26 protein-coding genes are annotated in these 24,577 nt (G+C 28.4%); 12 read left to right on the forward strand and 14 right to left on the reverse strand.

Features of this window, described 5'->3' with window-relative positions:
- The first annotated feature begins 190 nt into the window (after positions 1 to 190).
- The 6 genes from R3X25_RS07685 (at position 191) to R3X25_RS07710 (ending at position 7,829) form a co-directional block, all read left to right on the forward strand.
- Positions 191 to 1,759, forward strand: coding sequence for a ThuA domain-containing protein (locus R3X25_RS07685; RefSeq protein WP_317673558.1), 1,569 nt, complete (start codon positions 191 to 193; stop codon positions 1,757 to 1,759).
- 3 nt (positions 1,760 to 1,762) lie between these two features.
- Positions 1,763 to 3,028 (forward strand): glycoside hydrolase family 117 protein, encoded by a 1,266-nt coding sequence (locus R3X25_RS07690; RefSeq protein ID WP_317673560.1) that lies wholly within the window; start codon positions 1,763 to 1,765, stop codon positions 3,026 to 3,028.
- A gap of 7 nt (positions 3,029 to 3,035) precedes the next feature.
- Positions 3,036 to 5,237: a glycoside hydrolase family 3 C-terminal domain-containing protein gene (locus tag R3X25_RS07695; RefSeq protein ID WP_317673562.1), complete on the forward strand. Its 2,202-nt coding sequence runs from the start codon at positions 3,036 to 3,038 to the stop codon at positions 5,235 to 5,237.
- Positions 5,238 to 5,387: 150 nt separating this feature from the next.
- Positions 5,388 to 6,077: a nitroreductase family protein gene (locus tag R3X25_RS07700; RefSeq protein WP_317673563.1), complete on the forward strand. Its 690-nt coding sequence runs from the start codon at positions 5,388 to 5,390 to the stop codon at positions 6,075 to 6,077.
- Positions 6,078 to 6,175: 98 nt separating this feature from the next.
- Positions 6,176 to 7,183: a beta-ketoacyl-ACP synthase III gene (locus R3X25_RS07705; RefSeq protein ID WP_317673564.1), complete on the forward strand. Its 1,008-nt coding sequence runs from the start codon at positions 6,176 to 6,178 to the stop codon at positions 7,181 to 7,183.
- Between the two features lie 283 nt (positions 7,184 to 7,466).
- Positions 7,467 to 7,829, forward strand: a complete 363-nt coding sequence (locus R3X25_RS07710) for a CoA-binding protein (RefSeq protein ID WP_317673566.1) — start codon at positions 7,467 to 7,469, stop codon at positions 7,827 to 7,829.
- Here R3X25_RS07710 and R3X25_RS07715 read toward each other — a convergent pair.
- The 7 genes from R3X25_RS07715 to pyrR all read right to left on the reverse strand — a co-directional run bounded on the left by R3X25_RS07715 (position 7,826) and on the right by pyrR (position 12,326).
- Positions 7,826 to 8,248 carry a hypothetical protein gene (locus R3X25_RS07715; RefSeq protein ID WP_317673568.1) on the reverse strand — a complete coding sequence of 141 codons (423 nt, stop codon included), beginning with the start codon at positions 8,246 to 8,248 and terminating at the stop codon, positions 7,826 to 7,828. The two genes, R3X25_RS07710 and R3X25_RS07715, sit on opposite strands and share 4 nt — an antisense overlap.
- Positions 8,249 to 8,393: 145 nt before the next feature.
- Positions 8,394 to 9,164, reverse strand: coding sequence for a LuxR C-terminal-related transcriptional regulator (locus R3X25_RS07720; protein ID WP_317673570.1), 771 nt, complete (start codon positions 9,162 to 9,164; stop codon positions 8,394 to 8,396).
- Positions 9,165 to 9,225: 61 nt separating this feature from the next.
- Entirely contained in the window at positions 9,226 to 10,143 is a 918-nt protein-coding gene (locus R3X25_RS07725; protein ID WP_317673572.1) for a ribonuclease Z, read from the reverse strand.
- Positions 10,140 to 10,499: a T9SS type A sorting domain-containing protein gene (locus R3X25_RS07730; RefSeq protein ID WP_317673574.1), complete on the reverse strand. Its 360-nt coding sequence runs from the start codon at positions 10,497 to 10,499 to the stop codon at positions 10,140 to 10,142. Before R3X25_RS07730 ends, R3X25_RS07725 begins: the two co-directional genes overlap by 4 nt.
- A 15-nt stretch (positions 10,500 to 10,514) precedes the next feature.
- Complete coding sequence (locus R3X25_RS07735; RefSeq protein WP_317673576.1) at positions 10,515 to 10,847, reverse strand: ribonuclease Z; 333 nt, start codon at positions 10,845 to 10,847, stop codon at positions 10,515 to 10,517.
- A 3-nt stretch (positions 10,848 to 10,850) separates the two neighbouring features.
- Positions 10,851 to 11,783 (reverse strand): aspartate carbamoyltransferase catalytic subunit, encoded by a 933-nt coding sequence (locus tag R3X25_RS07740; RefSeq protein ID WP_317673578.1) that lies wholly within the window; start codon positions 11,781 to 11,783, stop codon positions 10,851 to 10,853.
- Positions 11,784 to 11,786: 3 nt separating this feature from the next.
- Positions 11,787 to 12,326: a bifunctional pyr operon transcriptional regulator/uracil phosphoribosyltransferase PyrR gene (gene pyrR, locus R3X25_RS07745; protein WP_317673580.1), complete on the reverse strand. Its 540-nt coding sequence runs from the start codon at positions 12,324 to 12,326 to the stop codon at positions 11,787 to 11,789.
- 131 nt (positions 12,327 to 12,457) lie between these two features.
- Between pyrR and R3X25_RS07750 the strand changes: the two genes are divergently transcribed.
- From R3X25_RS07750 to R3X25_RS07775, 6 genes are all read left to right on the forward strand, one after another.
- Complete coding sequence (locus tag R3X25_RS07750; RefSeq protein WP_317673582.1) at positions 12,458 to 13,855, forward strand: tetratricopeptide repeat protein; 1,398 nt, start codon at positions 12,458 to 12,460, stop codon at positions 13,853 to 13,855.
- Between the two features lie 31 nt (positions 13,856 to 13,886).
- Positions 13,887 to 14,816, forward strand: coding sequence for a DUF368 domain-containing protein (locus R3X25_RS07755; RefSeq protein ID WP_317673584.1), 930 nt, complete (start codon positions 13,887 to 13,889; stop codon positions 14,814 to 14,816).
- Positions 14,816 to 15,847: a DUF368 domain-containing protein gene (locus R3X25_RS07760; RefSeq protein ID WP_317673586.1), complete on the forward strand. Its 1,032-nt coding sequence runs from the start codon at positions 14,816 to 14,818 to the stop codon at positions 15,845 to 15,847. The genes R3X25_RS07755 and R3X25_RS07760 overlap by 1 nt, the downstream gene beginning before the upstream one ends.
- Entirely contained in the window at positions 15,834 to 16,577 is a 744-nt protein-coding gene (aroE, locus tag R3X25_RS07765) for a shikimate dehydrogenase (RefSeq protein WP_317673587.1), read from the forward strand. Before R3X25_RS07760 ends, aroE begins: the two co-directional genes overlap by 14 nt.
- Before the next feature lie 118 nt (positions 16,578 to 16,695).
- Positions 16,696 to 18,663, forward strand: a complete 1,968-nt coding sequence (locus R3X25_RS07770; protein ID WP_317673588.1) for a DUF349 domain-containing protein — start codon at positions 16,696 to 16,698, stop codon at positions 18,661 to 18,663.
- A gap of 66 nt (positions 18,664 to 18,729) precedes the next feature.
- Positions 18,730 to 19,101, forward strand: coding sequence for a hypothetical protein (locus R3X25_RS07775; RefSeq protein ID WP_317673589.1), 372 nt, complete (start codon positions 18,730 to 18,732; stop codon positions 19,099 to 19,101).
- Positions 19,102 to 19,156: 55 nt separating this feature from the next.
- Here R3X25_RS07775 and R3X25_RS07780 read toward each other — a convergent pair whose 3' ends face one another.
- The 7 genes from R3X25_RS07780 to rsfS are packed head-to-tail and all read right to left on the reverse strand — an operon-like array spanning position 19,157 to position 24,543.
- The gene (locus R3X25_RS07780; protein ID WP_317673590.1) at positions 19,157 to 19,768 is read right to left on the reverse strand and encodes a YceI family protein; all 612 of its coding nucleotides are present in this window, start codon (positions 19,766 to 19,768) and stop codon (positions 19,157 to 19,159) included.
- A gap of 18 nt (positions 19,769 to 19,786) precedes the next feature.
- Positions 19,787 to 20,053, reverse strand: coding sequence for an acyl-CoA-binding protein (locus R3X25_RS07785; RefSeq protein ID WP_317673591.1), 267 nt, complete (start codon positions 20,051 to 20,053; stop codon positions 19,787 to 19,789).
- 9 nt (positions 20,054 to 20,062) lie between these two features.
- Complete coding sequence (locus tag R3X25_RS07790) at positions 20,063 to 20,716, reverse strand: phosphatidylserine decarboxylase family protein (RefSeq protein WP_317673592.1); 654 nt, start codon at positions 20,714 to 20,716, stop codon at positions 20,063 to 20,065.
- Between the two features lies 1 nt (position 20,717).
- Positions 20,718 to 21,533, reverse strand: a complete 816-nt coding sequence (locus R3X25_RS07795) for a phosphatidate cytidylyltransferase (RefSeq protein ID WP_317673593.1) — start codon at positions 21,531 to 21,533, stop codon at positions 20,718 to 20,720.
- A 2-nt stretch (positions 21,534 to 21,535) separates the two neighbouring features.
- Complete coding sequence (locus R3X25_RS07800; protein WP_317673594.1) at positions 21,536 to 22,129, reverse strand: hypothetical protein; 594 nt, start codon at positions 22,127 to 22,129, stop codon at positions 21,536 to 21,538.
- A 43-nt stretch (positions 22,130 to 22,172) separates the two neighbouring features.
- Positions 22,173 to 24,143 carry an ATP-dependent zinc metalloprotease FtsH gene (gene ftsH / locus R3X25_RS07805; RefSeq protein ID WP_317673595.1) on the reverse strand — a complete coding sequence of 657 codons (1,971 nt, stop codon included), beginning with the start codon at positions 24,141 to 24,143 and terminating at the stop codon, positions 22,173 to 22,175.
- A gap of 28 nt (positions 24,144 to 24,171) precedes the next feature.
- Positions 24,172 to 24,543, reverse strand: a complete 372-nt coding sequence (rsfS, locus tag R3X25_RS07810; protein WP_317673596.1) for a ribosome silencing factor — start codon at positions 24,541 to 24,543, stop codon at positions 24,172 to 24,174.
- Positions 24,544 to 24,577: the final 34 nt, after the last annotated feature.

Genomic DNA, 24,577 nt, shown 5'->3' on the forward strand with positions numbered 1-24,577 from the left:
GCAAATGTAAAAAGAACAAAGTGTTTTTACAATTAGAATTTAGCATAAATATTACATGTCTAGTAAAGTAGTCTAGTAATTTGATAAAATAAATCATATGTGTCAGTCTTTTAGATATATGTTTTTAACAAAGGTCTGTAGTATTTTAGAGTAAAACGTATATTTGATAAAGTGTAAAGCTTATTGAATTATGGTTAAAATTTTAAGAAATTATTTATTTTTAATAGCTGTGATGCTTGTTAGTTTTAATGAATTAATTGCGCAAGAAACTACAAGTGTTTTAGTGTTTTCCAAAACGGCTGGTTGGAGGCATAAATCTATTGAAACAGGAAAAGAACAATTTAAAAAATGGGCAAAATTAGAGAATTGGAATGTGTCTTTTTCTGAAGAAACAAGTTATTTGTCAGATGCCAATTTATCAAAAACCAATGTGCTTGTTTTCTTAAATACAACAGGAGATATTTTAGACGAAGTTTCCAAAACAGCCATAAAAAAGTTTATAAATAAAGGTGGAGGTTTTGTAGGAATTCATTCAGCATGTGATACAGAATTTAATTGGGATTGGTATGCGAAAATGTTAGGAGCTCAATTTAAAAGTCACCCTAAAACGCAACAAGCTAAAATAGATGTAAATCATTCATGCAATCATCCTTCAATAGAACATTTTGATAAAACATTTACTGTTGTTGATGAATGGTATAATTTTAAAGAGCCAGTTCTTGAGCATGTAAACGTATTACTAACTTTAGATGAAAGTTCTTATGAAGGAAAAAAAATGAATCAAAATCACCCAATAGCATGGTATCATTATTATGAAGGTGGAAGAGTTTTTTATACTGGAATGGGACATACCAAAGAAATTTTTAGTAATCCAGATTACGAAAAACATATTATTGAAGCCGTAAACTGGACAGCAGGAAGAATTGATGTTGAAATGAATGAAGGTTGGGAAAATTTGTTAGACTCTAATTTATCTAAATGGGATAAGTTTATGGGAGTTCCTCACGAATCTGTTGATTTGGTTTGGGAAGGTAAAAGCAAAGATGGAAGAACAGGAGTTCCTTTAGGTGTAAACAATGATCCTAAAAAAGTGTTTTCAACAATAAATGAAGAAGGAGAAATAATTTTAAAAATTACAGGTGAAGTATATGGAGGATTAACGTCTAAACAAGAATATGAAAACTACCATTTTAAAACTCAATTTAAATGGGGAGAGAAAAAGTGGGAACCTAGACTACAAAGTAAACGAGATAGTGGAGTATTATACCATTGCAATGGACCGCATGGTGCATTTTGGAATGTATGGATGAGTAGTTTAGAATTCCAAGTTCAAGAAGGAGATTGTGGAGATTTTATAGCGTTAAATGATGTTTATGGTGATGTACCTTCAGATAGATTATTACAAAAAAATGGAAAACCATACTTTGTATATAATCCAAAAGGTAAGTTAACTCCATTAAAATGGGGAAAAGGTTTTGAAGCTGGGCAAGCATCTAAAAATAAATTATATGAAAATCCAAACGGAGAATGGAATACGCTTGAGGTTATTTGTTTTGGTAGAACAAGTATTCATGTAGTAAACGGAAACGTTGTAAATGTTGTTAAAAATGCACGTTATAATGTTGGTGGGGAAACAATTCCTATTCAAAGTGGAAAAATTCAAATTCAGTCTGAAGCTGCTGAAGTTTATTATAAAAATATTCAAATAAAACCGATTACTAAATTACCAAAAAAATATAAAAAACAAGCAAAATTATAACACATGAAGTATTTATTAATTATAGTATCACTACTAATTGTTTCTTGTTCAACAGGACAAAATAAAGAAGTAAAAGAAGAACCGAAAGAAGGAATTTTTCCATATGAGTTTCCAAATGAGAAGCCTAATATTAAATTAAGCAACGCAATGGAACGTAATTATAACGATTACATGGCTCCAAGACCTCAAGATAATGAATTGTATACACAGTTTAAATACACAGAATTGAAAGGATTTGATTATAACAATCACGATGGAACTATTTCGCGTCGTGACCCTTCAAAAGTAATTTTTGCAAATGGAAAATATTATGTTTGGTATACTCATAGAGAAACACCAACTCCACCAAAAGGAGCTAAAAATAGTACAGATGTTATTCCTTCAAGTGATTGGGATTTATGTGATATTTTTTACGCTACAAGTGAAGATGGATTTACTTGGGAAGAACAAGGAGTTGCTATTCCAAGACCTGAAAAACCAAATGTTGGTTGGAGATCTGTGTCAACAACGGATATTTTAGAGTGGAAAGGTAAATATTATTTATACTACCAAGGGTTTATGGAAGCAAGTGGAAAACGCGGAGACGATTGTCCGGTAGCAGTTTCATATGCCGATTCACCAGATGGACCTTGGACACCATATAATAAAGTGGTGATTCCTAACGGACCAGAAGGAGCTTGGGATCAATTTTCAATTCACGATCCATACCCTTTAGTATATAAAGGGAAAATTTATTTATACTATAAATCAGATTCTAATGGACAACCAAATTTAATAAGAATGCAAGGTTTGGCTACTGCTGATAATCCACTTGGGCCTTTTACAAAGCATCCATTAAATCCTGTAATGAATTCAGGTCACGAAACTACAATGTTTCCTTTTAAAGAAGGAATTGCTGCATTGGTTATTAGAGATGGAAATGAACATTTTACAGTTCAATATGCTGAAGATGGAGTTAATTTTGATATTGCTTCAATAACAGAATATATGCCAAGTGCTGGTGGACCGTTTATACCAGATGCTTTTACAGATACAAAATATGGAAAAGGAATTACTTGGGGAATATCTCATTTTACAGCTGTAAATGGTTGGTCTACAAATCATGCAGTATTAACTAGATTTGATTGCGATTTAAGTTTAGATGTAGATGATCAAGATATGAAAAGAACAAACGTTCATCATCAACCAGAATTTTATTACAAATTAGGTTTAAATGGAAAGCAGAAAAAAAGAATTGCCCAAGAGAACGAAGATTTAAAGAATAAATAAATTAAGAATGATTAGATTGAAATATAATTTTTTAGCTGTTTTAATAATCTGTGTAGTAAGTCAATTTAAATTAAATGCTCAAGATATAGATTTCTCTTTTCAAGATACAAGTTTATCAATTGAAAAGCGTGTAGATATTTTAGTGTCTCAAATGACTTTAGAAGAAAAAGTAGGACAATTAGTAAATTCTGCACCATCAATTCCAAGGTTAAATGTACCTGATTATGATTGGTGGAATGAAGCTTTACACGGAATTGCTCGTAATGGAAAAGCAACAATTTTTCCACAAGGAATTGGTCTTGGCGCAACGTTCGACCCAGTATTAGCAAAGAAAGTTGCTTCAGCAATATCAGATGAAGCTAGAGCAAAATATAAGGTTTCACAAAGTATGGGGAACCACAGCAGGTATTCTGGCTTAACTTTTTGGACACCAAATGTAAATATTTTTAGAGATCCACGTTGGGGTAGAGGTCAAGAAACGTATGGAGAAGACCCTTTTTTAATGTCTAAAATTGGAGTTGCTTTTGTAAGTGGATTGCAAGGAGATGATGATAAATACTTAAAAACAGCAGCGTGTGCAAAGCATTTTGCAGTGCATTCTGGACCTGAAAATGTGCGTCATACTTTTAATGCAGAACCAACAAAGCAAGATTTATATGAAACCTATTTTCCCGCTTTTGAAGCTCTAGTAAAAGACGCAAAAGTTGAAGGTGTAATGGCTGCATACAATGCTGTTTATGGAAAACCAGCAGCTGCAAGTCCATATTTGCTAAAAGAAATTTTAAGAGATACTTGGGGTTTTGATGGTTATATAACTTCAGATTGTGGTGCAGTTGGAGGAATTGCTTATAAAATGAAATATGTGAAAACGGGTGTTGAAGCTGCAGCTGTAGCTATTAACGCTGGTACCAATTTAAATTGTGGAAGTACATTTAAGCATGTGCAAGAAGCAATGAATAAAGGTTTGGTAACAGAAGAGTTAATTAATAAAAGAACAAAGCAATTATTTAAAACTCGTTTTAGATTGGGAATGTTTGATAAGGACGATAAGAATCCATATTCAAAAATTGGTAAAGAAGAAATTCATAGTGAAGAGCATGTGCAATTAGCTTTAGAAACCGCAGAGAAATCGATAGTTCTTTTAAAAAATAAAAACAATATATTACCATTGCCAAAAGATATTAAAGTGCCTTATGTAACCGGACCTTTTGCAAATTCTGGTGATATGTTAATGGGAAGTTATTATGGTGTAAGTTCTAATTTAGTTACTATTTTAGAAGGAATTACAGATATAGTTTCTTTAGGAACTTCATTAAATTATAGAAGTGGAGCATTGCCATTTCATAAAAATATAAATCCTAAAAATTATGCTCCAGTTGTTGCTTCAATGTCTGATGTAACAATATGCGTAGTTGGTTTAACCGCAGATAGAGAAGGAGAAGAGGTTGATGCTATTGCTTCACAAGATATTGGTGATAAGGCAGATTTAAAATTACCAGAAAATCAAGTAAACTATGTAAAGGAGATTGCAAAGCAAAAAAAAGGTCCTCTTGTATTAGTTGTTGCAAGTGGAAGCCCAATATCTTTAGAAGGAATTGAAGAAGACTGCGATGCAATTTTACAAATTTGGTATCCAGGTGAACAAGGAGGAAATGCGGTAGCTAGAATATTGTTCGGAGATGTTTCTCCTTCAGGTCATTTACCAATTACGTTTCCAAAAAGTATTGCTCAACTACCTGCTTATGATGATTATTCTATGCAAGGTAGAACTTATAAGTATATGACGGAAGAACCAATGTTTCCATTTGGTTTTGGATTAACGTATTCAAAAACTGAAATTAAAAACCTTACGTTAAATAAAGAAAAATTAAAAAGTAAAGATGAGTTAAATGTTTCTGTTGAAGTTAGTAATATTGGAGATTTTGATATTGATGAAGTTGTGCAGTTATATATTAGTCCTGTTAAAAATGATGAAAATTTACCAAATACAAGTTTAAAAGGTTTTCAACGTATTTCATTAAAAAAAGGAGAAACTAAAACCATTAACTTTACTATAAAAGCAAAGGATTTAAAGGTAATTAATGTTGAAGGAGAAAAAGTTTGGAGAAAAGGTGCTTACAAAGTAATTGTTGGAAATTCATCACCATCAAAATTAAGTGAAAAATTAGGTGCTGCAACTCCTCAATTTTCTGAAATTATATTAAGATAGAATTAGATTTAATATTATAAAAAAGTTGTTCAAAATAGATTATAAATCTATTATTTTTATACGTGATAAAAGAGTTTAAAATATTTTTTATTCTTTTAAGAAGTGTTTTTTAGTTAAAAAACTATATTTAAGCTCTTAATTAATACACGCATGAAACAAAGTGATTTTATAGAAATAAACGGATTTAAACATCTAAAATATAATGGTAAAACTATTTCTAATGATGAAATGTTAAAATGTTCAAAAGAATATTTTGAGTTAATGAAAAAAAGAAGATCTATACGAGATTTTTCTGATAAAGAAGTTCCAGTTGAAGTTATAGAAAATATAATTAAAACAGCTTCTTCAGCACCATCAGGAGCTAATAAACAACCATGGACATTTTGTGTAGTTGCCAATCCAAAAATTAAAAAACAGATTAGATTGGCTGCTGAAGAGGAAGAGCGTAAAAGTTATGCTCAACGTATGAGTGAAGAGTGGTTAGATGATTTAAAACATTTAGGTACAGATGCAAATAAGCCTTTTTTAGAAACAGCACCATATTTAATTATTGTTTTTAAACAACCTTTTGAGTATGATAACAAAGGTAAAAAACATCAAAATTATTATGTGAACGAATCGGTTGGTTTGGCTTGTGGATTTTTAATTTCAGCCATACATAATGCAGGTTTGGTAACCTTAACACATACGCCAAGCCCTATGCGTTTTTTAGAAAAAATATTGCAACGTCCAGATAATGAGCGCGCTTTTTTATTATTGCCAGTTGGTTATGCTTCTGACAATACATATGTACCAAACATAACCAAAAAAAGTTTGCAAGAAGTGATGAAAATTTATTAAATTACAAATTAATATGAATTGAAATATTACTAAAAAGCTATTGTATTAATATGTGGTTTTTAGTAAGTTTGAAAAAATAAAGTAAAAAATTAACAATTATGTATAATTCAAAAATTACTGGATTAGGATACTATGTTCCAGATAATATTGTGACAAATGAAGATTTGTCCAAATTTATGGATACTAATGATGAATGGATTCAGGAAAGAACAGGTATTCAGGAAAGAAGATGGATTAAAGAAGGAACTGATGATTCTTCTTCAGTGATGGGAGCAAAAGCTTCAAAAATAGCTATAGAAAGAGCAGGTTTAACTTCAAAAGATATTGACTTTATAGTTTTTGCAACTTTAAGCCCAGATTTTTATTTTCCTGGTGGAGGTGTTCAGCTTCAAGAAATGCTTGATATGAAAACTGTTGGAGCATTAGATATTAGAAATCAATGTTCTGGTTTTATTTATGCTATGTCTGTAGCAGATCAGTTTATTAAAACTGGAATGTATAAAAATATATTGGTTGTTGGTGCAGAATACCACTCATCTGGTTTAGATAAAAGTACTAGAGGTAGAGGTGTTTCTGTAATTTTTGGAGATGGTGCTGGAGCAGCAGTTTTATCTAGAAGTGAAGATACTGCAAAAGGTCTACTTTCAACACATTTACATTCAGAAGGAAAACATGCCAAAGAATTAACGGTACTTGCACCTAGTGCTAAACATTGGGTTCCTGAACTACTTGAAACTAATGATGAAAATGATGAATCTTATTTTCCATATATGAATGGAACTTTTGTGTTTAAACATGCAGTTGTTCGTTTTTCAGAAGCTATATACGAAGGTTTAAAAACAAACGGATTAGAAGAGAAAGATATTGATATGTTAATCCCTCATCAAGCTAATTTAAGAATAACACAATTTATTCAAAAGAAATTTAAATTAACAGATGATCAAGTGCATAGTAATATTCATAAATATGGAAATACTACTGCAGCATCTGTAATTATTGCTTTAACTGAAGCTTGGGAAAAAGGTAAAATTAAAGATAATGATTTAGTTGTGTTGGCAGCTTTTGGAAGTGGATTTACTTGGGGAAGTGTAATAATACGTTGGTAATTTACTAACACTAATAAAAGAGGCTTTCTAAAAAGAGAATTTCGTAAACTTTAATTTGTCTTAGTTTAGTATACTAATTATAGATAATTAGCATAATACTTTTCTATAGTAAATTTAGAACAACGATTTTGAATACTTTTTAGACAGCCTTTTTCTATACTATATTGTTATATAACTAAATACTTTAGAGTTTGTTAACTGTTATAAAATGGTTAAATTATATGTAAGTTTTCTAGAGCTTTTTAGACTTTTATAATAAACATACTTTAACTAATTTAAACAAATGAATAAAAAAACATTAGTAATTGGAGCTTCGGAAAATCCAAATAGATATTCAAATATTGCTATAAAAAGATTAAGAGAGAAAGGTATTGATGTTGTTGCTTTTGCAAAAAGAAATGGAAAAGTTGAAGATGTAACTATTGAAACAGAATTATTAAACTTTAAAAATGTTGATACCGTTACGCTGTATTTAAGTGCTAGAAATCAACCTGAATATTACCAATATATAATTGATTTAAAGCCAAAAAGAGTTTTATTTAATCCAGGAACAGAAAACCCGTTCTTTGAGCAAATGTTGCAGGGAAGTAATATTGCTTTTGAACGGGCTTGTACTTTAGTGTTATTAAGTATTGGTGCGTATTAAATTTCTTTTATTCTGAATACAAAATCTTTATATGAATAAACTTTTAATGTATATACTTTAGAATTTAAATCATATAATTTAATAATATAGTTACTATAAGCGTAATTATCCTTTTCATTTTCTATAATTGAAATGCTATACAAACCAATCTGATTTTTTAAATTAGAAAGTGTTATGTTATTCTCTAAAGCATAACTGGAAATTTTTAGCAATAGAATTTTTTGGATGTTTTCTGAATTATTTATAGCATAATCAATAGTATTTATTTGTGCTTCAGAGTAATTATTAACATAATTTGCTGAAAACCCATTTACGTAAAGGTTTATAATACCTTTACATTTTGGATCAATTTCTTTTAAGCACACATAACCTTTCCATGTGTTTAAAATAATTTCACTATCGTATTTAGTTTTAACCATAATTTAAAATAAGGGACGACTTTAAACTGACTAATTAATAAATCACTTTTACTTTTTCCTATTTTTTAATTAATATTTTACATTAATTCTTACAGGACTAAATTAAGTTGAACTATTCTAGTAAACAATACTCATTGTGAGTATTTTAAAGTAAGTTGATATTTTTTTTGAAAAATGAAGTTAATTCTCCTGTTGACGATACATTAAATTTTTTCAATATATTTCTTCTGTGTGTATCTACAGTATGCTTACTTAAATGAAGATTTTCAGCAATTTCAATACTGGTTTTTTTTATAAGTAATAAGCGTATAATATCTCGCTCTCTTTTACTAATGGCATTTAATAAATTTTTATTAGAGAGATTTGTGAAATACAAAGTTTCATATTCATTTTTACTATTTAAATATTTAGCAGATGCACATATATCCATATGAATTCCTTCATTTAAAACGGTGTAATGAGCTAATCCAATTATTGGTTTTTTGTTTTCATCAAATTGTAGAGGAGTAGTGTTTTGAATAATATTTACATAGTTACCATCGTTGTTTTTAATTCGATAATTCCATGTGTAGCTCATTCTTTTGCGTTTACCTTCATCTAATTCATTCATTGTGAATTGCATTAAGCTTTGTAAACTTTCAATCCATAACCCAATATCATCTTTGTGAAAAAGCGACCAAAAAAAATCCATTCCACCATTTGTTAGCTTATCTTTTTTATATCCTGTACAAGCGGTAAAATTTTTACTTACATATTCAAAACTTTGAGTTACAGTATTAGTAATACAAAAAAATGTAGTGTTGTAAGGGTAATAGAAATCTAATTCTATTAACTTTTTTATATGTTCTTCAATTTCAACTTGAGGATAAGTTTTGAAGATTTTATTATAAACGCTATTTATTGATTTTTTATTCAAAAAAAATATTAAAGTTAGTATACGCTAATATAAGAGTTTATTTTTAATGTTTAAAGGGTTGTTAATCAATAGAGAAGGTTTCACCTTCAATGGCAAGTGAAGTGTTTTTAAACTCTAATTGGGCTTCATTTTTAAAATCTTCTTTGTTTTTATAGCGACTACTATAATGGCCAATAATTAACTGCTTAACATTTGCTAAACGTGCAATTTTACCCGCTTGCATTGCAGTAGAATGTTTAGTGGTTTCGGCAAGTTCGGCTCTTTCTTGTAAAAATGTAGATTCATGGTATAAGCAAGTAGCACCTTCTATAATTGGAATTATTTCAGGCAAATACGAAGTATCACTGCAATATGCGTAACTTTTTGGCTCTGGTGGATCTAAAGTAAGTTGGTTATTTTCAATTACTTTACCATTTTGAAGTGTAAAATCTCTTCCTATTTTTAAGTTTTGATAATCGCAAATTTCAATTTCTTTATATTTTGAAATTTCAGACATATTTAATTTACGTTCTCCTAATTTTTCTTTGAAAAGAAAACCGTTAGTGTACACTCTATGATTTAAAGGAATGGTATGTACTTCTACTTTTTCATCTTCAAAAATTAATTCGCTTTCTTTTGATTTTAATTCGTGAAAAATAAGAGGGTAATTAGTCCAAGATTTTGAAAGTTTAAGTTGAAGTGTAATTATTTCTTTTAGGCCTTTTGGACCATAAATATGTAATTCGTTTTCTCTATTTAAAAGTCTAAATGTAGCAACCAAACCTACCAATCCAAAAAAATGATCTCCATGTAAATGAGAAATAAAAATGCGTTTAATTTTTGAAAACTTTACGCCGTATTTTCTTAATTGAACTTGCGTTCCTTCACCACAATCTATTAAAAAATGCTGATTTTTAATTTCTAAAAATTGAGAAGTTGGGTATGCATTTACCCTTGGTGTGGCTGAATGACAGCCTAAAATAGTTAGTTTTAGACTCATTTAATAATCATTCTTTTTGAAATTGTTTCGTTTTCTGCTATTATTGAGTATAGATACATTCCTTTGGTTAAATTACTTCTATTAAATAGAAAAGTGTTTTGTCCTTTTTTTGCTGAAATTATTTCAGAGTAAACAGTTTTACTCAATAAATTTTTAACTACAAAAGTAATTTTTTGAGGTTTTGTTGTTATAAAATTTATATTGGTTTTACTTATAAATGGGTTAGGATAGGCAGAAACTTTAATAATAGATTTTTGATATTGCTGTTTATTATTAACAATAAGTTCACCTTTTATTTGCTGGGCAAAAGAATTTAAGGTGAATAATAGTAAAGTTAATAATAGTAGTTTTTTCATCTATATTTTATCAATTTAAAATCCTAAATCTCGTTCAATAGCTTCCATTTCTATAATATCTTCAGCTTCTGTTAATGTTGGAACAACGTTTAATTCTTCAGGTAAATTATCAATGTCAACAGTTTCACAAATAATCACAAAACTTGTGCCATCTTCTTTATGCTGATTATTTAATTTTAAAAATAAAATTAAATCTTTTTCTGTGGTATTGCTATTTTCAGAAAAATCAACAATTAATTGCTCTCCTTTAAAATTAGTAAAATTATTAGTAAAATCCTTTAAAAAATTTGAAATATTAGTGTTTTCAATTTTAACTAAAGTATATTTTTTATTTTTTGAAATGTTCATTAGTTATTCGTGTTTTATTTGTTGAGCCAATAAATAAATAACTGCCATTCTAACGGCAACACCATTTTCAACTTGGTTTAAAATAATTGCTTGTTTTGAGTCTGCAACATCACTTGTTAACTCAACACCTCTATTTATTGGTCCTGGATGCATAATTACAATTTCCTTGCCAATTGAGTTTAACAATTTTTTATTTATTCCAAAAAGTTGTGCATATTCCCTAGTAGAAGGAAAATAATTAATTGCCATTCTTTCATTTTGAACTCGTAAAACATTGGCAACATCACACCATTCTAGCGCTTTTTTAATATCATATTCAACACCAACTCCTAAACTTTCAACATATTTTGGTATTAATGTTTTAGGTCCGCAAACCTTTACTTCAGCACCTTGCAATTTTAAAGCATAAAAATTTGATAAGGCTACACGCGAGTGTAAAATATCACCAATAATTACTACTTTTTTACCTGCAACGCTACCTAATTTTTCTCTAATAGAATAAGAGTCTAATAGAGCTTGTGTTGGATGCTCATGTGTTCCATCACCTGCATTTACAATTCTGGCGTCTACGTGCTTTGATAGAAAGTCACAAGCTCCAACATTTGGGTGGCGCATTACTATCAAATCAACTTTCATTGATAAAATATTATTGGCAGTATCTATTAATGTTTCACCTTTTTTTACTGAAGATTGTCCTGCGGAAAAGTTTATAATATCTGCAGATAAACGCTTTTCGGCCAATTCAAAAGATAGTTTAGTACGTGTACTATTTTCAAAAAACAAATTGGCAATGGTTATATCTCTTAATGAAGGTACTTTTTTAATAGGTCTATTAATAACCTCTTTAAAATTATCGGCTGTTTTAAAAATTAAATCAATATCAGCCTTGTTTAAATGCTTAATTCCTATTAAATGTTTTACGCTTAATTGACTCATTTTTTATTCGTTTAAAATATATACGGCATCTTTACCATCATTTTCTTTCCAGTTCACTATTACTCGTTCTTCATTAATAACATCTACTTGTCTTCCTCTATAATTTGGTTGAATTGGTAAATGTCTACTAAATCGTCTATCTATAAGTACTAGTAATTCTACATTTGTAGGCCTTCCAAAAGATTGGATGGCTGTTAAGGCAGATCTAATACTTCGACCAGAAAACAGAACATCATCAATAAACACAACGTTTTTATTTTCTACTACAAAATTAATATCTGTAGAGTTAGCAGAAAGAGGTTCGTCTCTTCTTCTAAAATCATCGCGATAAAATGTAATATCTAGTTTACCATAGTTAATATCCAAAATATTGTATTCATTCTTTAGAATTTCAATCAATCTTTCAGTTAAAAAAATACCTCTTGGTTGAAGCCCAATTAAAACAGTATCTTCAAAATTATTATGATTTTCAATCAATTGACACGCTAACCTATGCAGTATTATGTCAATTTCTTTTGAGTTGAGAAGTTCTTTTTTACTCATTATATACCAAACATTGTTTGGAAAACAAATATAGCGTATTTTGTTAATTAAATTGTTAAAAACAAATGTAACTTACAACAAAATTATTAACCACTTATTGTACTTTTATTGCTGAAGGAAAAACACTTTTTATGTCTTTAACTCCAAAAGAGAATAATTTATCTCGTGTTAAATTTGAGTCGATGTTAAAAACTAATAGCGAGTATTTTTTCGACTCTATAGAGTTTGAAGAAATTATTCATTATTATTTAGATTCAGGTAAAAATTCTTTAGCCAAAAAAGCAATAAAATTAGGTTTAAAGCAACACCCAAATTCAGTTATATTAAAGCTGTTAAAAGCTGAAATATATGTGTTTGATAATGAGTTAGATAGAGCTTCGGTGTTATTAAAAGAAATTAACGCAATTGAGCCAACAAACGAAGAAGTTTATATTCAACAAGCGGCTATATATTCAAAAAAGGATGAACATCAAAAAGCTATAAATTCTTTAAGAATTGCTTTAAGTTTTACAGATGAAACGGCAGATATTTTAGCAATGATTGGCATGGAGCATCTTTATTTAGATCAATTTGATGATGCACGATTAAGTTTTGCAAAATGTTTAGAGGTAGATTTTGAAGATTATTCTTCGTTGTACAATGTAATTTATTGCTTTGATATGCAAAATCAGCATAAAGAAGCAATTGAGTATTTAGATAATTACATAAATAAAGATCCTTATAGCGAGGTTGCATGGCATCAATTAGGTCGTCAGCATTTTATTTTGGATAATTTTGAAGAAGCATTAAGAGCTTTTGATTATGCAGTTTTAATTGATGAATATTTTGTTGGTGGATATCTAGAAAAGGCCAAAACTTTGGAGAACTTAAATAGATATGAAGAAGCTATTGAAAATTACAAAGCTACTTGTGAACTAGACGATCCAACTTCTTTTGCGTTTTTAAGAATTGGTGAATGTTATGAAAAGCTAAATTTAGATGCGTTAGCAATTCAATATTACAAAAAAGCCGTACATGAAGATCCACTATTAGATAAAGGTTGGGTAGCTATTGCAAGTCTAAAAATTAAGCAAAAAAAATATAGAAAAGCTCTTTATACTATTAATAAAGCGTTAGAAATTGATGATCAAAACTCAATATATTGGCGTAAATATGCACAAATAAATTTAAAATTAAATAGTTATAAAGAAGCTGAAAAAGCTTTTAGTAAATGTTTGACATTAAATGATTTGAGTCTTGAAATTTGGATAGGTTTAAGCGATGTTTTAAGCTTTATTGGTGAATATGAAGCTGCATTAAAAAATTTGCTAAAAGCCAAAACCTATTTTTACGATTTTGCAGAAATTGAATATCGTTTAAGTGGATTGTTTTTTAAGTTTAAAAATTTAGAAAAAGGAAAATTTCATTTAGAAAACGCATTAACTATAGATTTTGAGTACCAAACAGTTTTAAAAGAGTTATTTATCGAAGTTTATAACCTAGAACATGTACAAGATATTATAATTAATTTTAAAAATTCTTCTATTTAAAAATAGTACATTTGTTGTTTAACTAAAAACAATGCAACAACGTACATTTACACAGTATCTAATAATTTCATTAAAGGGAATGGCAATGGGAGCCGCAGATGTAGTTCCAGGAGTTTCGGGAGGTACAATCGCTTTTATTTCAGGTATTTATGAAGAATTATTAACATCCATAAGTTCTATTAACTTTGCAACGTTAAAGTTGTTAAAAACAGATGGAATTAAAGCAACATGGAAAGCAATTAACGCAAATTTTTTAGTTGCACTTTTAGCTGGAATTTTTGTTAGTATATTATCTTTAGCAAAACTAATTTCATACTTATTAGAGCACAAACCTATTATGGTTTGGTCATTCTTTTTTGGGTTAGTTTTAGCTAGTATTTTATATGTAGCAAAACAAATTACTAAATGGAATTTTGTAACAGTTCTTGTATTTATACTTGGTGCTATTTTAGCATATTATATAACAACACTACAACCATTAATTTCTGAACACTCATCTCCAATGTTTTTGTTTTTGGCAGGCGCACTTGCAATTTGTGCTATGATTTTACCTGGAATTTCAGGCGCTTTTATACTAGTGTTATTAGGAGCATATAAGCCAGTATTAGAAGCAATTCATAATAGAGATTTTAAATTAATTGCAATTTTAGGAGTAGGAGCTATAGTAGGTTTATTAAGTTTTTCAAAAATATTAAAATGGCTATTTAGCAATTATAAAAACTATACGTTAGCCGTTTTATCTGGTTTTATTTTAGGATCATTAAATAAAATATGGCCTTGGAAAAATGTTTTAGAAACCAGAATGTATGGAGATAAAGAGGTAGTTATAAAAGAAGCAAGTGTTTTACCTGCTAATTTTATTGGTGAACCACAAATTTTAAGCGCTATTGGTCTAGCAATTGTTGGATTTGTAGTGATTTTATTATTAGAAAAAATTGCGAACACTTCAAATGTGAGTTAATGGCAAGACAGGAGCGTACTTTTTCAGATAAATTTTTCCTTTTTTTGAAAGGATTAGGTATGGGAGCTGCAAATAAAGTTCCTGGCGTATCTGGTGGTACAGTTTCTTTTGTTTTGGGTTTTTATGAAGAAATGATTTACTCGTTTCGAAAAATTAATTATAAAGCTTTATTATTACTTTTAAATGGACGTTTTAAAAGTTTTTATTATTATGTAAATGCACCATTTTTATTGCTTGTTTTTGGAGGAAGTATGTTTAGTTACTTTAGTGTTTCTTTAGTATTAGACTACTTAATTCATCATTACGAGTTATATGTTTGGAGTTCCTTTTTTGGAATGATATTAGGTTCTATTTATTATATTTCTAAAGAATTTAACGATTGGAGAACAAAAAATGTAATTTCAATTTTTATTGGAATTGCAATGGGAGTAGCCATAAGTTTTATGAATCCAGCTAAAGAAAACGATAATTTATGGTTTGTATTTGCATGTGGAATTATAGGAGTTTCAGGCATGACATTACCAGGTTTGTCTGGTTCATTTATTCTTATTTTAATGGGAAACTATGTACTATTATTAGTAGATTCAGTAACTGTATTATTTCAAACATTAACTGAAGTTTTTCTAGGTGATTTTAGTTTTATGGATAATGAAGAGCAAATTCGTTATTTAAAAATAATTGCCACATTCACAGGCGGTTCTGTGTTTGGTTTAGTGTTTACATCGCATATTTTGGGATACGTTTTAAAACGGTGGCATCAAATTGTTACTGCTGTAATTATTGGTTTTATAACAGGCTCATTAGGTATAGTTTGGCCTTGGAAAAAAGAGATTTATAAAATGGTAGATGGGCAAATACTATTAGATGGAAATGGAGATAAAGTAATTCAAAACTTTAAGCGTTATTTTCCAGATTTTTCAAGTTCTGAAACATGGATAGCATTGTTTTTTGTACTAGTTGGATTTGGTATTATTTTATTAATTGATAAATATGGCGAAGAGCAAAAAAATTATTTAGATGAAAAAATTTAAATTTGGATTATTAGGAAAGGACATATCTTATTCATTTTCAAGAAAATATTTTTCAGAAAAGTTTGAGAAACTTGGTTTAACCAATTTAAAATATGTGAATTTCGATATTCCTGAAATTGAAGAATTTCCTTTTTTGTATTACCAACAAGAAGAAGATTTTGGAGGAATAAACGTAACAATTCCATACAAACAAGCCGTTATGCGTTATATGGATGAAATAGATGAAGATGCTGAAAAAATTGGAGCTGTAAACACTATTAAGTTTACGGACAATTATAAGTTAATTGGCTATAATACTGATTTTTATGGTTTTAAAAATTCTATTAAACCTTTGTTGAAACCACATCATACAAAAGCACTAATTTTAGGAACCGGTGGCGCTTCAAAAGCAATAGCGTATGCGTTTTCAAAGTTAAATATTGAAGTTAAATTTGTGTCGCGAAGACTTGGAGATAACAATTTTTTATATTCAGTTTTAAATGAAGAGATATTAAAAGAATATACAGTTATTGTTAATTGCTCTCCAGTTGGTACATTTCCTAATACAACTGAAGCACCTGATATTCCTTATAAATTTATAACACAAAAGCATTTATTATACGATTTAATTTACAACCCCGAAAAAACTCAATTTTTATTAGAAGGAGAGAAAAATGGAGCACAAATTAAAAACGGATTAGAAATGTTAGAGTTACAAGCAGAAAAGTCATGGGAAATATGGAATTCGTAAAATGAATTCCTTATTTTTACGCAACTAATGTTAGATTTTTGCATCTAATTTTATAACAGAAAATTTCTAATTTTCTAAACAAAACCTAAAATTAATTATTGAACTTAAACATTTTAATATGTTAGACGAAACTGAAAAATTACCGGAAGAAAACGAAGAGAACCTAAAAAATCAAAAAACTGAAAATCTAGATAAAGCAGATAAAGTTGATACAAAACCTAAAGAGGTTGTTGAAATTGATAGCAAGCCAGAAGTAGAGAAAGAAGTTACTGAAGAAATAAAGGTAGAAAAGAATACATCTTCAAATAAAGCTATTGACGAGATTGAAAATAAAATTGCTGAATCTTCAGAAGGTAGTGATCATGAGGAAATAGAAGTTGTTGATTATAGCAAATTTACTCTAGAAGAATTAGTTGATCAGTTAACTTCATTGGTAAAAAATCAGCCAGTACAAAGTATTAATGAGAATGTTAATAAAATTAAAAAAACCTTTAACAGTAAGTTTGGAGCTTTAATTAAATCGGAAAAGGAAAAATTTCTTGCAGCAGGAGGAAACACTATAGATTTTCATTATCAAAATCCAATTAAAACTACTTATAATAGTATCCTTTATGATTTTAAAATTAAACGTGCAGAGTTTTTTAAAAATCAAGAAAATAAGTTAAATGAAAATCTTGATATAAAATTAGAAGTTATAGAGCAATTAAAACATCTAGTAGATAATGCTCATGGAGGAGATATGTATAAGAATTTTAAAGCTTTACAAGATAGATGGAGAGAAACAGGCCCAATTCCTAGAGCAAAATACAATGATACTTGGAGAACATACCATCATCATGTAGAACGTTTTTACGATTTATTACATATGAGTAATGATCTACGTGAACTTGATTTTAAACATAATTTAGATGAAAAATTAAAGCTTGTTGAAAAGGCAGAAGAATTAGATAAATTAGAAGATATTAATGAAGCTTTTAAAGAGTTACAAGTACTTCATAAATTATGGAAAGAAGATATTGGTCCTGTTGCTAGAGAACATAGAGAAAAAGTTTGGGATCAATTTAGTGAGGCTACAAAAAAAATTCACGATAAACGTCACGAGCATTATAAATCTTTAAAAAGTAAATTTGAAGGTAATATTGATAAAAAACTAGCAGTTATTGCTGAAATTGAAGCTTTAGACACTTCTAAAAATAATTCAAGATCAGATTGGCAAAAAAGTATCAATGAAATTGAAAAATTACGTGAGAAGTTTTTTGCAGTAGGCCAAGTTCCAAGAGCAAAAAGTGATGAAATTTGGAATAAATTTAAAAATGCTACAAAAAAGTTTAACGCAGCTAAAAATTTATTTTTCAAAGACTTAAAAAAAGATTATTTAGAAAATTTAAACAAGAAAAAAGCACTTATAGAAAAAGCCATTGCACTTAAAGATAGTGAAGATTGGGATTCTACAACTGAAGTGATGAAAAAAATTCAATCTGATTGGAAAAAAATTGGGCATGTTCCTAGAAAGTATTCCGATAAATTGTGGAAAGAATTTAAAGATGCTTGTAATTATTATTTTGATAGATTACATAATAAGCAAGATGAAGGAAACAAAGAGCAAGTAGAAATACTAAACAAGAAAAAAGATTTATTAAGCACTATTAAAAACACTATTGATAATAAAGTTGAAATTGATTTAGAAACATTAAAAGATTTTGTAACTAATTGGCGTTCATTAGGTAGAGTTCCTTACGAAATGCGTCATATTGAAATGAAATTTAATAAAATGTTAGATAAAATAGCTTCAGAAAACAAAATTGATAAGGAAGCTGTTGAAATGGTGAAATTTGAAAATCTAGTAAATAGTTATTTAGAACAAGGTGATTTTAGAAAATTAGATTCAGAACAAATGTTTGTTAGAAAAAAAATCGATGAGACTAATAAAGAAATTCAACAATTAGAAAATAACATTGGTTTTATTTCAAATGTGTCAGATGATAATCCACTTCTAAAAAATGTTCGAAATCAAATTGATAGTTATAAAGAAACTTTAGAAATTTGGGTAACTAAATTAAATTACTTGAGACAATTAGAATATTAAAAACAAAAAAAGCCGCTTTAAGCGGCTTTTTTAATACTTATAATAATGCTTAAAAAAGATTATTTAATGAGGTTAGTAACTACATTTTTTGAAGCGTTATCTAATTTAGAAAATGGTTTAGATAATGGAAATAAAAATATGCAATTACACATCTCTGATACTTATAATTTATTAGGAAATACACAAGGTTATTTTCTAACCAGTGATTTTGAAGAGGTTTATAATTTTTTTAAACAGAAGGATGGAGATTATCTAAAAAGAGTTGAAATGTTAGCTAGTTTAATTTATTTAGACTCAAAAGAGCAGAACAGTAAAGTAATTTTAGGTAGATCAATAAATTTAATGAATCATTATTTAGAGAATACAAAAGAATTTTCATTTGAATTACAAGAAAAATTTAAACAAATGAAATTAGAATTTGAAAAGTTTGAACACTAAAATAGTATAGCCGTATTTTATAAAAATAGATACTTTTATAAAATACGGCTATTAATTATTCATGTTTTAAATAAGTTGCAATATCAATTTTAACTTCGCTCCAAGTTTTGGAAATACCATCTTCTCCAGTGTGTAATTCTTTGCAAACATCGTTTAATGATATAAGCGCATTTTGAGCGTTCCAATTATCTGTATCCATTAAAGCTTCCATAGTTACCATTTGGTCGCTAATAATGTATGTAATAGGTAGTGTTTGAGTTATTCCATTCATAGTTAAATCAACGGTACCTGATGTTTCATTATTCATATTAATAGTCCCAGATATAAGTTTGGTATTATCCATAACTCCAAAAAAGAATTTTTTAAGCTTGTTATCTCTAATAGTATCTTTTGTAAATAAACTACTTACAGGAATGTTAAATTTTAAACCATTTAAAGCATCAAAAGATGTTTTTCCATATGTAGCATTTTCAAAATTAACTTTAGTAAAAACACCTTTTACTGGAGTTTTACTAGTTGTTTTGTATGCAGTCCAATTTATAGTAGTAGTTTTAGCTTCAACAATATAACCTTTTGTAGCAGCTTCTTTTTTAGGTTTTTCTTTACAAGCATTAAACATAAATAAAGTTGCAAATGCTAAAATCCCAAATACAATTGTTTTTTTCATAATAGTTAATAGATTAAGTTATTCTAAATATTTTTTCACCAATTTAATATATTCAATTTTGGCTTCATTAGCTGATAAATTTCCAATTTGAATCCAAGCGTTTAATTTAAAAGCGTTTCGTAATTCAACATTTCCTGATGGTTTATGAAAAATAACAGAATTGCCTTTAGTAGCTTGTTTATAGTAAGCATAGAATTGTAGCATTACATCGGGAGGTAATTTTGTTGAAGTTGTAGAAGCTAACGTGTAGGCTTTTTCAAACTCTTTATTTAAATCTTCTCCCATTTTATAGCATTATTTTAAACTTGCAATAATTTGTTCACCACCTTTAACCTTTTGATTTAATTTCACATTAATTTTAGTGTCTAATGGAAGAAATAAATCAACTCTAGATCCAAATTTTATAAAACCAGCATCTTCACCCTGTACAACTTGCATTTTTGGTTTAGCATAATTTACTATTCTTCTAGCCAATGCACCTGCAATTTGACGGTATAATACTTCACCAAACACTTTATTTTCAACAACAACAGTTGTTCTTTCATTTTCTTCCGAAGATTTAGGATGCCATGCAACTAAATATTTACCAGGATGGTATTTACTGAATTTTACTTCCCCACTTAAAGCATAGCGTGTTACATGAACATTTAAAGGAGACATAAAAATTGAAACTTGAATTCTTTTATCGTTAAAATATTCATTTTCTTCAACTTCTTCAATAACTACAACTTTACCATCAACAGGAGCAATTATAGTAGTATCATCAATTAGAGTTTTTCTTTTAGGGTTTCTAAAAAATTGAAGAATTAGTACATAAACTATTAAAATTGAAACAGAAAGAACCTTGTTTACAATAAAATTAGCTATAAAATTTTCGATTAAAATAAAAAATACACCTACAATTATGGTGGTAATTAATATTATTCTGTAACCTTCTTTATGAAACATATTAGTGAACTATTTGTAAGTAAATAAAAATAAATGGCGCTGCAAAAATAACGCTATCAAATCTGTCTAAAAAACCTCCATGACCAGGAATAAAATTACTGCTATCTTTAACACCAGCTTGCCTTTTAAACATAGATTCAATTAAATCACCTAACACACCAAATATACTAACTATTCCGGCAATAACAATCCATTGTGTTAAAGATAATGTTGTAAATTGTTGCGCAAGAAAATAACTTGCTATAAAAGTAAATACCATTCCACCAATAAAACCTTCAATAGTTTTGTTAGGTGAAATACGCTCTAATAACTTGTGTTTACCAAAATTTTTCCCCACTAAATAAGCAAAACTATCATCAACCCAAATAAGAATAAATACACCTAAAATTGTTGAGTTAATATAGTCAAAATTAGAATTTAGAAATGGGATTTGCACCATTAAAGAAAAAGGAACAACTATATATATAATAGTTAGAAATATTTTACCTAAATGCTCTACAACTTCTTCTTTTTTAGCAAATAAAATAGAAGCAAATGAAATAAAAATAGTTAAAAACAAAGCAACACCTACATATTCAAAAATTTTAAAAGCAGGCACATCTTCAACGTTTAAAATATTTGCAAAAACAAATAATAAAGTTCCAATTAAATATGGAAATATGCTTTTCAACTTTATCATTTTCTTAAATTCAAATAAACAGAATAGCATTAAAATAAAAAACATTGCAATAAATGTAATTTTACTATACAGTATTGAGAAAATAAGAACGCTTACAAAAACGAATCCTGAAAGGCTTCTAACTAAAAGTTGTTTCATATTTATAAATCTTCAAACAACAACAAATATAAATTTTTTGAATTAGTATTTCCGTAACTCATAAAATCTCTGCTATTATCGCCACCAATATTGTAATTCTTAATTGGGCTAATGTTGCTAGGAATATTCCCTCTATATCTGGATTTTATTCCAGTTAAACTTTCCCCTTTTGTTTTTACTAATTGACTTGTAGTAGCGTAAACAATAAAATTATCTGATAGTTCAGAAATTTTATTTTCTTTTAATTGATTTGAAGAAAATAGAACACTTCCATTTTCAGCAATTAAGTGTTCACACGAAACAAATACAGGAAATTTATTATTAAAACTACGTTTAATTTTTATATCTAACGTAGCTGCTAATTTTAGTAAGTCAATATCATTACAAATAATAGTGTCCCAAGAATTTTCTTTTGCAATTTGATTTAAGTTCTGTGTTACTTCTTGTAATGTTGTACAATACAAAAATTTACCATTATTTTCTATGAAATTTTTTACAAAAATTTCATCTAATGGTAAATTTTTTAAAGAAGGATTATCAGTAGATTCTACTTCTTTATCTTTTTGAGAACTAAATAGGTTTTTAAAAAAACTCATTATTTGATTTGAATAAATTCAAAATTATGAAAAAACCATGAATTTATTCAACTGTTTCAGTTGAATTTTCAGAAGTATTTTCTTTTTTATCAATTACTTGCTCGTCTTCTTTTTCAAAAGGACGTTTTCCAAAAATTCTTTCTAAATCATTTTTGAATATAACTTCTTTTTCTAAAAGATGTTTAGCTAAAGTAATTAACTTGTCTTTATTGTCATCTAAAATTTTAATTGCTCTTTGATATTGGCTTTCTACTAAATCAGATATTTCTTTATCAATTACTTGAGCAGTTTGTTCACTGTAAGGTTTTGTAAAGTTATAGTCTGATTGACCAGACGAATCATAATAAGTTAGATTTCCAATTTTATCATTTAATCCATACACAGTAACCATTGCTTTTGCTTGGCGCATTACTTTCTCTAAATCATTTAAAGCACCTGTTGAAATTTTATTAAACATTAATTTTTCAGCAGCTCTTCCAGCTAGTGTAGCACACATTTCATCTAGCATTTGTTCTGCTTGAACTATTTGACGTTCTTCAGGTAAGTACCAAGCGGCTCCTAAACTTTGTCCTCTAGGTACAATAGTAACTTTTACAAGTGGAGCTGCATGCTCTAACATCCAACTAGCGGTTGCATGTCCAGCTTCATGATAAGCAATAGTTTCTTTTTCTTTAGAAGATATTATTTTGTTTTTCTTTTCTAAACCACCAACAATTCTATCAACAGCATCTAAAAAATCTTGATGATGTACTGATTTTTTTCCTTTTCTTGCAGCAATTAGGGCAGCTTCATTACATAAATTTGCAATATCTGCACCAGAAAAACCAGGAGTTTGTTGCGATAAAAACTCTATATCTGCATCTTTATCTAGTTTTATAGGTTTTAAATGAACTTTAAAAATTTCAGCACGTTCATTCAAATCAGGTAAATCTACATAGATTTGTCTATCAAAACGTCCAGCTCTCATAAGTGCTTTATCAAGTACATCTGCTCGGTTTGTGGCAGCTAATACAATTACGTTTGTATCTGTTCCAAAACCATCCATTTCTGTAAGAAGTTGATTCAGTGTATTTTCTCTTTCATCATTTCCACCAGTCATATTATTTTTACCACGAGATCTACCAATGGCATCAATTTCATCTATAAATATAATAGAAGGAGATTTTTGTTGTGCTTGTTTAAATAAATCACGAACTCTAGAAGCTCCTACACCTACAAACATTTCAACAAAATCTGAACCAGATAATGAAAAGAAAGGCACGCCAGCTTCACCAGCTACTGCTTTTGCAAGCAAGGTTTTACCTGTTCCTGGAGGGCCAACTAATAAAGCTCCTTTAGGAATTTTTCCACCTAATGAAGTATATTTTTCTGGACTTTTTAAAAAGTCTACAATTTCTTGAACTTCTTCTTTAGCACCTTCTAAACCAGCAACATCTTTAAAACTAGTTTTTACTTTTTGATCTTGGTCAAATAATTTAGCTTTTGATTTTCCAATGCTAAAAATTTGTCCACCACCACCAGAACCACCACCAGACATTCTTCTCATAAAATAAATCCATAAACCTATTAAAAATATAAATGGTAAATAGATAAATAATTGATCTAAAATATTTGTTTTTTCGGTGTTAGTAACATCAAAATCAAGAGAATTATTTTCTTTTTCTGTTTCTAATTCTTTTTCAAAGTTTTGTAAATCTCCAAAATCATAATAATACAATGGAGTTTTTTCAGTATAAAAAGTTGTTTTATTTTTTTTGTGTTTTTCTTTTTCTGAAGCTTCTGGTTTAATATAAATTTCAGCAACATCTCTATTTACTATAACTACACTTTTAATATCGTTATCAGTTAAAATAGTTTTAAATTCATTTTGACTTAAATTTTTTGTCGAAGTAGTTCCTGCGCTAAAAAATTGATATCCAATAAATAAAACTAAAACAATACCATAAATCCAATAGAAATTAAATTTAGGTGTCTTTATATTTTTATTAGGGGTATTTTTCTTTTCTTTACTCATTTATATTTTCTTAAGTTATAAACTTTTTTTAATTAGGTTGTGAAATTGAAGTAATCTTGGCATCACCCCATAAACTTTCTATATCGTAATATTCACGAGTATGTTTTTGAAAAACATGCACAACTATATTTACATAATCTAACAATACCCATTCTGAATTGCTTTCGCCTTCTACATGCCAAGGTTTTTCTTGAATAGCTTTGCTAACTTGTTTTTGAACAATACCAGCTATTGCATTTACATGTGTGTTAGAAGTTCCCGTACAAATTACAAAGTAATCGCAAACGGTGTTTTCAATTTCTCGCAAATCTAGTATTTGAATGTCATCAGCCTTAATTTCATCTATTGCTTTTAAAATTGACGTTATTAGTTCGTCTACGCTTACTTTACTTTTAGTCATTCAATTAATTTTAATTTTTTGCAAAGTTATTATA

It is taken from the genome of Lutibacter sp. TH_r2 (assembly GCF_033101135.1).
Taxonomy (GTDB): Bacteria; Bacteroidota; Bacteroidia; order Flavobacteriales; family Flavobacteriaceae; genus Lutibacter.